This window comes from Streptomyces spongiae (assembly GCF_009377185.1).
GTDB lineage: Bacteria > Actinomycetota > Actinomycetes > Streptomycetales > Streptomycetaceae > Streptomyces > Streptomyces spongiae.
In genome coordinates, this window is the sequence record NZ_VJZC01000307.1 from 1 (window position 1) to 11,797 (window position 11,797).

Annotated in this window: 15 protein-coding genes; 4 read left to right on the forward strand and 11 right to left on the reverse strand. The window is 70.0% G+C overall.

Annotation, left to right across the window (positions count from 1 at the left end; genetic code table 11):
• On the reverse strand, positions 1-1,174 hold a 1,174-nt coding region (locus tag FNH08_RS31430; RefSeq protein WP_152774920.1), incomplete at its 3' end, for an MDR family MFS transporter.
• A 178-nt stretch (positions 1,175-1,352) separates the two neighbouring features.
• On the opposite strand from FNH08_RS31430, the gene FNH08_RS31435 reads away from it, so the two are divergent.
• On the forward strand, positions 1,353-2,114 hold the full coding sequence (locus FNH08_RS31435) for a phosphoglyceromutase (protein WP_152774921.1): 762 nt from the start codon (positions 1,353-1,355) through the stop codon (positions 2,112-2,114).
• A 149-nt stretch (positions 2,115-2,263) separates the two neighbouring features.
• Here the strand turns inward: FNH08_RS31435 and FNH08_RS31440 are convergent, their stop codons facing one another.
• The 4 genes from FNH08_RS31440 to FNH08_RS31455 all read right to left on the reverse strand — a co-directional run bounded on the left by FNH08_RS31440 (position 2,264) and on the right by FNH08_RS31455 (position 4,841).
• A complete protein-coding gene (locus FNH08_RS31440; RefSeq protein WP_152774922.1) occupies positions 2,264-2,971 on the reverse strand; it encodes a peptidoglycan-binding domain-containing protein in 708 nt (235 codons plus the stop codon).
• A gap of 248 nt (positions 2,972-3,219) precedes the next feature.
• Positions 3,220-3,642, reverse strand: coding sequence for an arsenate reductase ArsC (locus FNH08_RS31445; protein ID WP_152774923.1), 423 nt, complete (start codon positions 3,640-3,642; stop codon positions 3,220-3,222).
• A 30-nt stretch (positions 3,643-3,672) separates the two neighbouring features.
• On the reverse strand, positions 3,673-4,452 hold the full coding sequence (locus tag FNH08_RS31450; protein ID WP_407704490.1) for an aquaporin: 780 nt from the start codon (positions 4,450-4,452) through the stop codon (positions 3,673-3,675).
• Complete coding sequence (locus FNH08_RS31455) at positions 4,449-4,841, reverse strand: ArsR/SmtB family transcription factor (protein WP_152774924.1); 393 nt, start codon at positions 4,839-4,841, stop codon at positions 4,449-4,451. The genes FNH08_RS31450 and FNH08_RS31455 overlap by 4 nt, the downstream gene beginning before the upstream one ends.
• 82 nt (positions 4,842-4,923) lie before the next feature.
• Here FNH08_RS31455 and arsM point away from each other — a divergent pair, with 82 nt between their 5' ends.
• A complete protein-coding gene (gene arsM / locus FNH08_RS31460; protein ID WP_152774925.1) occupies positions 4,924-5,826 on the forward strand; it encodes an arsenite methyltransferase in 903 nt (300 codons plus the stop codon).
• Between the two features lie 36 nt (positions 5,827-5,862).
• Here the strand turns inward: arsM and FNH08_RS31465 are convergent, their stop codons facing one another.
• The 5 genes from FNH08_RS31465 to phoU form a co-directional block, all read right to left on the reverse strand.
• Positions 5,863-6,582 carry a cation transporter gene (locus tag FNH08_RS31465; RefSeq protein WP_152774926.1) on the reverse strand — a complete coding sequence of 240 codons (720 nt, stop codon included), beginning with the start codon at positions 6,580-6,582 and terminating at the stop codon, positions 5,863-5,865.
• Positions 6,582-6,923 carry an ArsR/SmtB family transcription factor gene (locus FNH08_RS31470; RefSeq protein ID WP_322725828.1) on the reverse strand — a complete coding sequence of 114 codons (342 nt, stop codon included), beginning with the start codon at positions 6,921-6,923 and terminating at the stop codon, positions 6,582-6,584. The genes FNH08_RS31465 and FNH08_RS31470 overlap by 1 nt, the downstream gene beginning before the upstream one ends.
• A gap of 196 nt (positions 6,924-7,119) precedes the next feature.
• Positions 7,120-7,368 (reverse strand): SCO4226 family nickel-binding protein, encoded by a 249-nt coding sequence (locus FNH08_RS31475; protein ID WP_152774927.1) that lies wholly within the window; start codon positions 7,366-7,368, stop codon positions 7,120-7,122.
• A gap of 179 nt (positions 7,369-7,547) precedes the next feature.
• Positions 7,548-7,700: a hypothetical protein gene (locus FNH08_RS51015; RefSeq protein ID WP_194238678.1), complete on the reverse strand. Its 153-nt coding sequence runs from the start codon at positions 7,698-7,700 to the stop codon at positions 7,548-7,550.
• A gap of 116 nt (positions 7,701-7,816) precedes the next feature.
• Positions 7,817-8,506 (reverse strand): phosphate signaling complex protein PhoU, encoded by a 690-nt coding sequence (gene phoU / locus FNH08_RS31480; RefSeq protein ID WP_152774928.1) that lies wholly within the window; start codon positions 8,504-8,506, stop codon positions 7,817-7,819.
• 278 nt (positions 8,507-8,784) lie between these two features.
• On the opposite strand from phoU, the gene FNH08_RS31485 reads away from it, so the two are divergent.
• Both FNH08_RS31485 and FNH08_RS31490 read left to right on the forward strand, forming a co-directional pair.
• A complete protein-coding gene (locus FNH08_RS31485) occupies positions 8,785-10,092 on the forward strand; it encodes a sensor histidine kinase (RefSeq protein ID WP_152774929.1) in 1,308 nt (435 codons plus the stop codon).
• Positions 10,089-10,769, forward strand: coding sequence for a response regulator transcription factor (locus tag FNH08_RS31490; RefSeq protein WP_043441515.1), 681 nt, complete (start codon positions 10,089-10,091; stop codon positions 10,767-10,769). Before FNH08_RS31485 ends, FNH08_RS31490 begins: the two co-directional genes overlap by 4 nt.
• 245 nt (positions 10,770-11,014) lie before the next feature.
• On the opposite strand, the gene FNH08_RS31500 is transcribed toward FNH08_RS31490, so the two are convergent.
• The gene (locus FNH08_RS31500; protein WP_322725826.1) at positions 11,015-11,713 is read right to left on the reverse strand and encodes a copper chaperone PCu(A)C; all 699 of its coding nucleotides are present in this window, start codon (positions 11,711-11,713) and stop codon (positions 11,015-11,017) included.
• Positions 11,714-11,797: the final 84 nt, after the last annotated feature.

Below are 11,797 nucleotides of genomic sequence, written 5' to 3' on the forward strand. Positions count from 1 at the left end.
CCCCGTACCCGACCCCCGCCACCGTCCCCACGACCGCGCACAGCCCCCAGAGCCACTCGGCTCCGAAGTGGTCGATGACGACCCCGGACATCAGCGGCGCGACCAGCCCCGCGACCGCCCAGGACATGGTGTACATGCCCTGGTAGCGGCCGCGCCCGTGCACCGGCGACAGGCGTACGACGATGCCCGTCTGGGTGGGCGCGTTGACGATCTCGGCCAGGGTCCACACGCACACGGTGAGGGCGAAGACGCCGACCGAGCCGGCGAAGGCGGTGAGCCCGAAGCCGTACCCGGCGAGGAGGGACGAGACCACGAGCAGACGGCGGGGGTCCCGGTGCTCGATGAAGCGGGTGACGGGGAGTTGGAGGGCGATGATGATGACGCCGTTGAGTGCGATGGCCAGCCCGTAGTCGGCAGGGGTGAAGCCGGCCTCGCCCATCGCGACCGGGAGCCCGACCATGCCCTGCTGGAAGATGAGCGCGACCAGGAAGGACAGCCCGACGACGGCCATGAAGCGCCCGTCGCGCAGCACGGTCCCCAGCCCGACCTCGTGCTGCCCGGAGACCTTCACCGCCGGCGCGGGCCGCGACTCGGGCAGCTTGGCGAAGACGACGATCGCGCAGGCCATGGTCATGCCGGCCTCGATCAGGAACCCCGCCACGTAGCTGACCTCGGCGATGAACCCCGCGGCCATGGACGAGACGGCGAAACCGAGGTTGATCGCCCAGTAGTTGAGGGAGAAGGCGCGTACGCGGTCCTCGGGCCGCACGATGTCCGCCATCATCGCCTGGACGGCGGGCCGGGAGGCGTTGCTGGCCGCGCCCACCAGGAAGGCGACGGCCGCGATCGCGACGGGGTCGCGCACGAAGGCGAGCAGCGCGACGGCCACGGCCGTGGCGGCCTGGGCGATGAGCAGCGTGGGCCGCCGCCCGAGCCGGTCGGCCATGACGCCCCCACCGAGCGAGGAGATGACACCGCCGAGCCCGTGCAGGGAGGCGACCAGACCGGCGTACGAGGCGGAGTAGCCGCGGTCGAGCGTGAGGTACAGGGCCATGAAGGTGGCGACGAAGCCACCGAGCCGGTTGACCAGCGTGCTGGTCCACAGCCACCAGAACTCGCGGGGCAACCCCGAGACACTCTCACGGACGGCACGTCTCAGGGCGGCGACTGGCATAGGGGTCCCCCGCAGGCAGATGTAAGTGGCGCTAGTAGCGACCACACATTACGAATGCGCCCTGGGGGAAGCCACTCAATTAACAAACGCAGTCAACTGTCCGCCTTCTCCGTTGGGCCCCTGTCCGCCTGGTGACCGCCCGCACAAGTGATCAAAGGGTTGGATTACGCTCAGGGCCATGGCCGACGCACCGTACAAGCTGATCCTCCTCCGCCACGGCGAGAGCGAGTGGAACGAGAAGAACCTGTTCACCGGCTGGGTGGACGTCAACCTCACGGCGAAGGGCGAGAAGGAGGCGACGCGCGGCGGCGAGCTGCTGAAGGACGCCGGCCTGCTCCCGGACGTGCTGCACACCTCCCTCCAGAAGCGCGCGATCCGCACGGCGCAGCTCGCGCTGGAGTCCGCCGACCGCCTCTGGATCCCCGTCAAGCGCTCCTGGCGCCTGAACGAGCGCCACTACGGCGCCCTCCAGGGCAAGGACAAGGCGCAGACGCTCGCCGAGTTCGGCGAGGAGCAGTTCATGCTGTGGCGCCGCTCGTACGACACCCCGCCGCCCCCGCTCGAGGACGGCACCGAGTACTCCCAGTCGGACGACCCGCGCTACGCGACGATCCCCCCGGAGCTCCGCCCCCGCACGGAGTGCCTGAAGGACGTCGTGGGCCGCATGCTCCCGTACTGGTACGACGGCATCGTCCCGGACCTCCTCGCCGGCCGCACGGTCCTGATCGCGGCCCACGGCAACAGCCTCCGCGCCCTCGTCAAGCACCTCGACGGCATCTCGGACGCCGACATCGCGGGCCTGAACATCCCGACCGGCATCCCCCTGTCCTACGAACTGAACGCCGACTTCAAGCCGGTCAACCCCGGCGGCACGTACCTCGACCCCGAGGCGGCCGCGGCGGCGATCGAGGCGGTCAAGAACCAGGGCAAGAAGAAGTAACCTTTGTGATCATGCCCCCGACCTGCATGTATGGTGCGGATCGGGGGCATTTTCGCGGCCTGGGCCCACTGCGGGTCCTCAGCGCGGCGGACCCTGCGGCGTCCGGAGTGCCTGAGCGAGTGCCTGAGCGAGAGCCTTCCTGGCGCCCGTTACGGGGTGCAGTTGTTGCCCTTGTCGGTGTTGAAAGCCGGTGCGAGTACGAGTACCCCGCCCACGGTGGCGAATGTCGTCTTCACCGCCAGGCAGGCGTCGTTCGCGACCGCGTTCCCGGTTGCGGTGCTCAGCACGTACTTCCCGAGTATCACCTGGTAGTCGCAGAACGCACCGAGAGATTTGGTGACCCACTCGGCTGCGCCGCATACCTGTCGCGAGGTGAGGTCTGCGGCAAGGTTGGTTTCGGGGTCGTTCAGCCAGTTGTCGAGGGCGCGGGTCCCGGACTTGCTGACGTAGTAGGTGCAGCCAGTCACGCCGCACTTCTGGATGGCACGCTCGGGGTTGGGGGCTTGCCGGGGATCAGGGTCCGGGTGCGGTGCGTTGGCCCATCGGTCCAGCGCCTTGATGGTCTGAGGCCCTGCGATTCCGTCCTCGGCGAGGTGATAGACGCGTTGGAAGGCGAGAACGGTGGCTCGGGTTTCTGAGCCGTACACGCCGTCGACGTCGAGGATGTATCCGTACCCGGCCAAGGAATGCTGGAGGGACTTGACGCAAGCTCCCTTCGCTCCCGTGCCCATCACGATGTTCGTGCAGGTGCTGAGGCTCGGGATGGAGTCCGCGGTCGCGGACGTGGCGGGTCCGCCTGCCAGGAGGCCAAGGGCGAGAAGGGATGAAGCGAAAACCCCGGTTATTCTGGTTCGCATGGTCCACTCCCGTTTTGTGTGGTCGGGACGGGAATGTAACAGCAGGCAGGCGCACGTAAATTGGCCGTGAGCACACCGTGGTTTTAGGGGCCTTCGAGTTGAGTGAGGCGTTGCGAACGGCGCCTTGCGTGCGCCCCCTGGCGGCGCCCTTTCCCTTCGGTGGCGACTTCCAGGCGAGGCGCCTAGGGTTGTCGCGTCGTGTCGGCGCCTTGCTCGAATGGACTCGATGCGGACGCCCGTTGGGGCAGTCAGGCATGGATCGGCGGGGCGATCTCGTCGAGCAGGTCCCGTACCCGCTTCTCGATCTCGTCGCGGATGGGGCGGACGGCTTCGACTCCCTGACCGGCCGGGTCGGGGAGCTGCCAGTCGAGGTAGCGCTTGCCGGGGAAGACGGGGCACGTGTCGCCGCAGCCCATGGTGATGACCACGTCGGACGTCCGGACCGCCTCGGTGGTGAGGACCTTCGGGGTCTCGGCGGAGATGTCGATCCCGACCTCCTTCATGGCCTCCACGACGGCCGGGTTCACCTTGTCGGCGGGAGCAGACCCGGCCGAGCGTACTTCGACCCGATCACCGGCGAGGTGGGTGAGGAAGGCGGCGGCCATCTGGGAGCGGCCGGCGTTGTGGACGCAGACGAACAGCACGGAGGGGCGCGGGGCGGCAGTGCTCATGGCGGGTGTCCTTGGGGGTGAGAGCGGTGGTCAGGGGGAGGCAGGTTCGGGCTCGGCTTGTGGCGCGACGACGTTCGCCGCACTAGCGGGGCGTCCGTACACGACCGCCACCGCGCCCAGCCCGAGCGCGGCGCCAAGCAGCTGGGCCGCGATGAACGGGGCGAGGGAGGCGGGGGCGATTCCGGCGAAGGTGTCGGTGAAGGCGCGGCCCACGGTCACCGCGGGGTTCGCGAAGGAGGTCGAGGAGGTGAACCAGTAGGCGGCCCCGATGTAGGAGGCCACGGCGGCCGGGGCCAGGGTGGCGCGGCCGGTGCGCTCCAGGCCGAAGATGAGGAGGATCAGCCCGGCGGTTGCGACCATCTCGCCCAGCCACAGGTGCCCGGCGAAGCGGTCGTGGGTGGAGAACTTCACCAGCGGCTGCGCGAACATGGCGTCGGCCAGGACCGCGCCGCCGATCGCCCCGGCCACCTGCGCGGGCACGTACACCGCGACCTCCCGCAGGGTCGGTCCGGTGCGGTGGCGGCGGCCGGTGACGTAGGCGGCGAGGGTGACGGCGGGGTTGAAGTGCGCGCCTGAGACCGGCCCGAGCAGTGTGATCAGTACGGCCAGGCCGAAGACGGTGGCGAGGGAGTTGGCGAGCAGTTGTACGCCGACGTCGTGCGACAGCTCGGTGGCCTGGATGCCCGAGCCGACGACGACCGTCACCAGCAGGCCCGTCCCCACGGCCTCGGCCGCGACTCGGCGGCCGAGAGGCGCGCTCACGTGCTCGCCCTGGCCCGCGCTCACGTGCCCGTCCCGGCCCTCGCTCACGTGCTCGCCCCGGCGGTCTGCGCTGTGGTCAGGAACGCGGCGAGCTGGTCCAGGACGCCGGGCAGCACCCAGTAGTACACCCACGTGCCGCGCCGCTCGCAGTCGATGAGACCGGCCTGCCGCAGCAGCTTGAGGTGGTGCGAGATCGTCGGCTGGGACAGCTCGAAGGCCGGAGTCAGCTCGCAGACGCAGATCTCACCGCGCTCTCCGCCCTCGCCGCCCTCGCCGCGCGAGGCGATCATCGACAGCAGCCGCAGTCGCACCGGATCGCCCAAAGCCTTGAACACCCTGGCCAGTTCCCCGGCGCGTTCCTCGTCCACGGGTGCGGCAGACAGGCCCGGGCAGCAGGCGGCGTCCTGACCGATCACCTCAAGCTCTTGTTTCGACATTTCTCTATGTTGACGTTTTTCGATTCAAGGCGCAAGGTTGAATCAATGAACGTCAATACAAGCAGCCAGTGGGAGTGAAGTCATGAGTGAGCGGTCCAGTGACCTGCGTGAAACCGTTCGTCAGCGGTACGCCGCAGCGGCCGTGAAGGTTGCCGAGGGCGGTACCTCCTGCTGTGGGCCCGAGCCGATCGAGGTTGATGACAACTTCGGCTCCACCCTCTATCTCGCAGACGAGCGCGACGCCCTGCCCGCCGAGGCCGTCGCCGCATCCCTCGGCTGCGGCAACCCCACCGCCGTCGCCGAACTCCGCGAGGGCGAACGCGTCCTGGACCTCGGCTCCGGCGGCGGCATCGACGTTCTGCTCTCGGCACGCCGCGTCGGCCCCACCGGCAAGGCGTACGGGCTGGACATGACCGAGGAGATGCTCGCCCTGGCCCTCGCCAACGCGAAGAAGTCGGGTGCCACGAACGTCGAGTTCCTCATGGGCACCATCGAGGCCGTCCCGCTGCCCGCGAACACCATCGACGTGGTCATCTCCAACTGCGTGATCAACCTGTCCACCGACAAGCCGGCCGTCTTCGCCGAAACCTTCCGCGTCCTCAGGCCCGGGGGCCGGATCGGCGTCTCCGACGTCGTCGCCGACGACCACCTCACCCCCACCCAGCGGGGCGAGCGCGGCGACTACGTCGGCTGCATCGCCGGCGCGCTCTCCTTCGCCGAGTACCGTGCGGGCCTGGAGGCCGCCGGGTTCACCGACATCCACATCACCGCCACCCATGCCGTCGCCGACGGCATGCACTCCGCCATCGTCCGCGCCACCAAGCCGCTGACCGGGAGCACCTCCACCGAGTCGGTGGAGGCGGCGGAGTCTGCCGGCGCCTGCTGCGGCGTCAGTGCCTGCTGTACCTCGGCCGAGAGCTCCGTCGACTCCGCTGTGACCGTCACCGAGGCCAAGGCCGCGTCGGGCTGCGCCTGCCAGAACTGACATCATGCTCGGCCGGTCCGTAGCGGTCGTCGTCGTTCAGGACGAGTTGCAGCAGTCGCATCCGGGACGGCACCCGCAGGCTTCCGGGGCGGCGCTGACGGCAGGTGCCGTGGGGGCGCTGGGTGTCGCGCAGCAGCCCTTGCCCTGCCAGGCGTCGCGGCCTTCCTTGACGGCGACGGCTGCGATGACCAGGGCGGCGAAGGGGTCGGCCCAGGACCAGCCGAGCGTGGCGTTGAGGAGTAGGCCGACGAGGAGGACGGCCGAGAGGTAGGTGCACAGCAGGGTCTGTTTGGAGTCTGCGACGGCGCTGGCGGAGCCGAGTTCGCGCCCCGCGCGGCGCTGGGCGGCGGACAGGAACGGCATGACCGCCAGGGAGAGTGCGGCGAGCACGATGCCGGGAATGGACCGGTCGGCTTCGGCGGCGCCGGTCAGGGCGCGGATCGCGTCGACGGTCACGTAACCGGCCAGTCCGAAGAACGACAGCGCGATGATGCGCAGGGTGGTCTTCTCGCGGGCTTCTCGTACGGCGTGCTCGCGGGCGGAGAACTGCCAGGCGACCGCGGCGGCGGAGGAGACCTCGATGACGGAGTCGAGGCCGAACCCGACCAGCGCGGTGGAGGAGGCGAGCGTGCCGGCCGTGATGGCGACGACGGCTTCGATCACGTTGTAGGTGATGGTCGCGGCGACCAGCAGTCGTATCCGGCGGGTGAGCGCGTCGCGGCGGGCCGGGGACGGGCCGAGCGAGATCGCGGTCATCAGCAGCAGCCCTTGTCGTCGGCGTCGGGGCAGGTGCGGTCGGTCGCAACGGCCACGGCCACGGCCACCACGGAGGTGCGCAGATCGTCTAGTGCGTGGCCGAGGCGGGGGTCCGCCAGTTCGTAGCGGGTTCGGCGGCCGTCCGGTACGGCGACCGCCAGGCCGCAGTCACGGAGACAGGCGAGGTGGTTCGAGAGCCGGGTGCGCGAGATGCCGATGGCGTCGGCCAGGTCGGCGGGGTACGAGGGGCGTTCACGCAGGGCGAGGAGGACGCGGCAGCGGATGGGGTCGGCGAGCGCCCTGCCGAACCGGGCCAGCACCTCAATCTCTGTGGCAGCAATGTCTGTGGCGGCAGGGTCTGCGGCGGCAGGGTCTGCGGCGGCAGGGTCTGTGGGAGCGGTGAGCACCCCAATGACGGTACAAGCGATCCTGAATTCAGGAAACCTTGAACTCTGGTTCCTGGGGACCGCTTCGCATGCCTCCGGCCCTCTGTCCGCGGGCTCTCGCGGCCAGGGGGCCGTCGTGGACAACAGGCACTCACACGGTCAGCGGCACCGGGTGGATCTCGTCGGCTTTGTTGCCGGTGCGTTCGTGGATGCGCAGGACCGCTTCGGCCGAGGGGGCCTCGGAGAGGCAGTAGACCGTGCCGGACTCCGGGTCCGCCCAGGCCTTCTCGAAGTGGACGCCCTCGTCCTTCTCTATGGCGAGGTCGGCCTGGTGCGCCTCGCGCAGCTGCTCGGCGGTGATGCCCTTCATGTCGTGGTGGACATCCATGAACCGGGTCATGGGCTCGCGCCTCCTTCCGGGTGCGCTCGCGTTGGTTCGGAGGTTGGTTCACCTCCTCTCTCCATGCTGCGCCCGGACCACTGGCAGATGCGAGTCCCTACGACGGTGAAGGGCCCCGGGATCGTCCCGGGGCCCTTCACCGTCATACCGTCATACCGTCCTGCGTGGCGCGCCGCGCGTCAGCCGCACTGGCAGGGGCTGCCCGACTGGCAGCCGCAGCCGCACCCCGAGCCGCAGCCGCAGGCGGCGACCAGGGGCAGGGTCCTGATCTCGGTGGGCTGCTCCGTGTCGCGGTCCTGGGTGGGGTCGGGCGTGATCGGGGATTCGGCCATGGGTCCCTCCTCGAAGGCTGGTGCCTGTGCCCAGTGGACGCCCGCTCGCCTGGGCGCATCAACGGCGCACTGAAGCTCGCGCACGCCCCGCCGGACCACGCGCACGCCCAGGTGCCCTACGCCCCCTCGACCCCGCCCACCGGCTGGATCTCCGGCTGGATGTCGTCCGCGTGCTCGCCCGTCACCAGGTACACCACACGCTTGGCCACGGACACGGCGTGGTCGGCGAAGCGCTCGTAGTAGCGGCCCAGCAGGGTGACGTCCACCGCGGTCTCGATGCCGTGCTTCCAGCGGTCGTCGATGAGGTGCTGGAAGAGGGTGCGGTGGAGGAGGTCCATCTCGTCGTCGTCCTGCTCCAGCTGCAGGGCCAGGTCGACGTCCTTCGTGATGAGGACCTCCGCCGCCTTCGCCATCAGGCGCTGGGCCAGCTGGCCCATCTCCAGGATCGTGGCGTGCAGGTCCCGCGGGACCGCGCGCTCGGGGAAGCGCAGGCGGGCCAGCTTCGCCACGTGCTGGGCCAGGTCGCCCGAACGCTCCAGGTCGGCGCTCATGCGCAGCGACGTCACGACTATGCGGAGGTCCGTCGCGACCGGCTGCTGGCGGGCGAGCAGGGCTATCGCGCGCGCCTCCAGGTTGTGCTGGAGGTCGTCGACCTTGGTGTCGGCCTCGATCACGTTCTCCGCCAGCTTCAGGTCGGAGTCGAGGATCGCCGTCGTGGCGCGCCCGATCGCCGACCCGACCAGGCGGGCCATCTCGACCAGGTCATCGCCGATCGAGTCAAGTTCCTCGTGGTACGCGTCCCGCATCAGGGGTTCCTCTTCTCTTGCGTCGCCTTCGGGGATTCCAGGGGTTCTGGGGTTTCCACCAGCCACGTCCACCATCGGACACCGCCGCGTACGGCGCCTCCTGGCCGGTCACCACAGGCCCGGTGCACCCCACGCTGCCACGTTCTGCCCCGCACGCGTCCGTTTCCGGCATCCCAAATGAACCGGCACTGGCTCCAAGGTGAACTCTGGGCGACGAGTGTTCGAGCTCGCACTCCGATGGCTGTGGCCGGGCAGGACGTCGTGCCTAACCTGTTCGCATGGACGTGAACGCGGCGGTCGCCGCAGCGGCAGCGATCGCCGGTGTTCTCACCGGTGTCATCGCCATGCTGGCGTTCCGCTGGAGCGAACGCGAGCAGAAGCGTCCCACCAGGACCTCCCTGCACACGGACGCGGTGCTGCCGCCCGGCGTCGACACGGTGCTGTCCGTGCTCCGCTCCTCCGCCGTCGTACTCGACGAGGGCGACGCCGTCGTCAAGGCCAGCTCCGCCGCGTACGCCCTCGGGCTGGTGCGCGGGGGAAAGCTCGCCATCGAGCCCATGCTGCTGATGGCCCGGGACACGCGGCGCGACGGTGAGATACGCCAGGTCGAGCTGGACCTGCCCCGACGCGGCACGGGCCGCGGCGAGGCCCTCGCGGTGTCCGCGCGCGTGGCCCCGCTGGGCTCCCGGCTGGTCCTGCTGCTGGTCGAGGACCTCACCGAGGCCCGCCGCATAGAGGCCGTACGACGGGACTTCGTGGCCAACGTCAGCCACGAGCTGAAGACGCCCGTCGGGGCGCTCTCCCTCCTCTCCGAGGCCGTCATGGGGGCCAGCGACGACCCCGAGGCGGTGGAACGCTTCGCCGGGCGCATGCAGATCGAGGCCACCCGGCTGACGAACCTCGTACAGGAGCTCATCGACCTGTCCCGCGTGCAGAACGACGACCCGCTGGAGGACGCCGAGCCCGTACGCGTGGACGAGCTGGTCGCCGAGGCCATCGACCGGTGCCGCCACCAGGCCGGCACCAAGCAGATCACCATGGCTTCGAATATTTGGGCGCCCGGAGGGCTCGATCAGGGTGGTGGCGGGCGACGGGTGGGCGGCACCGCCGACCTGCACGTGTGGGGCAACCGCGGACAGCTCGCCGCCGCCCTCGGCAACCTCGTCGAGAACGCCGTCAACTACTCTCCCGCCCGCACCCGCGTCGGCATCGCCGCCCGCAGGGTGAGCGCTCCGGGCGGGGACCTGATCGAGATAGCCGTGACCGACCAGGGCATCGGCATCTCGGAGAAGGACAAGGAGCGCGTCTTCGAGCGCTTCTACCGCGTCGACCCGGCCCGCTCCCGCCAGACCGGCGGTACGGGCCTGGGTCTCGCGATCGTCAAGCACGTGGCCGCCTCGCACGGCGGGGAGGTCACGGTGTGGAGCTCCGAGGGTCAGGGCTCCACGTTCACCCTCAAACTGCCGGAGGCGGGCGCGGCCCGCGACCGCGCATCCCAGCACCCGGACCTCGACGATGAGGACGGACGACCCCCTACTGACTCATCCCCGTACGAACCGCTTCCCGCCCCGGAGGTCCTTCCGTGACCCGAGTGCTCGTCGTCGAGGACGAGGAGTCCTTCTCCGACGCCCTGTCCTACATGCTCCGCAAAGAGGGCTTCGAGGTCGCCATCGCGACCACCGGGCCCGACGGTCTCGACGAGTTCGAGCGCAACGGCGCCGACCTCGTCCTGCTCGACCTCATGCTGCCCGGGCTGCCGGGCACCGAGGTCTGCCGCCAGCTGCGCGGCCGCTCCAACGTCCCGGTGATCATGGTCACCGCCAAGGACAGCGAGATCGACAAGGTCGTGGGCCTGGAAATAGGAGCCGATGACTATGTCACCAAGCCCTTCTCCTCGCGCGAGCTGGTGGCGCGCATCCGGGCCGTACTGCGCCGCCGCGGCGAGCCCGAGGAAGTGGCCCCGGCCGCTCTGGAAGCGGGCCCGGTCCGCATGGACGTCGACCGTCACGTCGTCACCGTCTCCGGCTCCAAGGTCGACCTGCCCCTCAAGGAGTTCGACCTGCTGGAGATGCTCCTGCGCAACGCGGGACGCGTACTGACCCGTATGCAGCTCATCGACAGAGTCTGGGGCGCCGACTACGTCGGCGACACCAAGACCCTCGACGTCCACGTCAAGCGCCTCCGCGCGAAGATCGAGCCGGACCCGGGTGCGCCTCGGTATCTGGTGACGGTGCGTGGGCTGGGGTACAAGTTCGAGCCGTAAAGATCGGGCTGGGTACGGGTCGCCGGGCGGAGCCCGGCGCAGCACTCCGAAGCCCGCGTAGCGGTGCGAGGGGTGCGTCGGGGGTGGTGCTCGAGCCGGACCCGGGTGCGCCTCGGTATCTGGTGACGGTGCGTGGGCTGGGGTACAAGTTCGAGCCGTGAGCCGGTTCTGCCGGTATACAGGACACCAAGAAGGGCGGTACCCCTGTGCGGGGTGCCGCCCTTTCGTGTGGGTGCGTGCGGGGCTCAGTGCCCGGCGGAGCCCTGGGTCTCCGAGGACGAGGACGAGGCCGACGAGCCAGGGTCGGTGCCGACGGAGTCGCCGCCGCCCGCTTCCTCCGACGCCGTGCCCGAGGGGCTCCCGGACGGGGAGCCGGAGGGGGTCTTGGCGCTCTCCGACGGGCTGGGGCTCTGCGAGGGGCCCTGCGGGATCTTGCTCGGGCCCCACTTCTCGAAGTAGCTCTCGGCCGGCACGACGAACGCCCGCAGGCTCACGTCACCGGTGCTGCTGAAGGCGAACGTCACCTTCTGCGCGTTGCCGTCCTTGACGGCCTCGGGGGTGCTCGACAGCACCGCGGAGGCGTTGCCCTTGCCCCCGATGACGACGGACCCATGGGCCGGGATGGTCAGCTTGCCCTTGCCCTTCGCGGGGGTGAGCTCGACGGACTCGCCGGCGCCGTCCACCGTGATGGAGTCCAGCGTCTGGGCGGTGCGGCCGTTGTTGAACACGGTCGCGGAGACCACGGCCGGGCCCGTGGACTCCAGGTCGGGCTGGGTGACGACGATCGCGTTCTGGACCTTGATGTCGCCGACGGCCGTGGCCGCGTTGTCCGGCTTGACCTCCAGCGTCTGGGCGTTGTTGCCGGCGCCGCACGCGGCGAGCGAGGCGATCGAGAACGCGATGGCGGCGGCGGCGAGGGCGCCGCGTCGAAGGCTGCTGCTCACGGCGGCGGCAACTCCTAGAACGTGGGCGAAACGGGGTTGGTCAGCGGGCTCAGGTTACCGAGCCGGTCCGCGGCCCCCGCACCC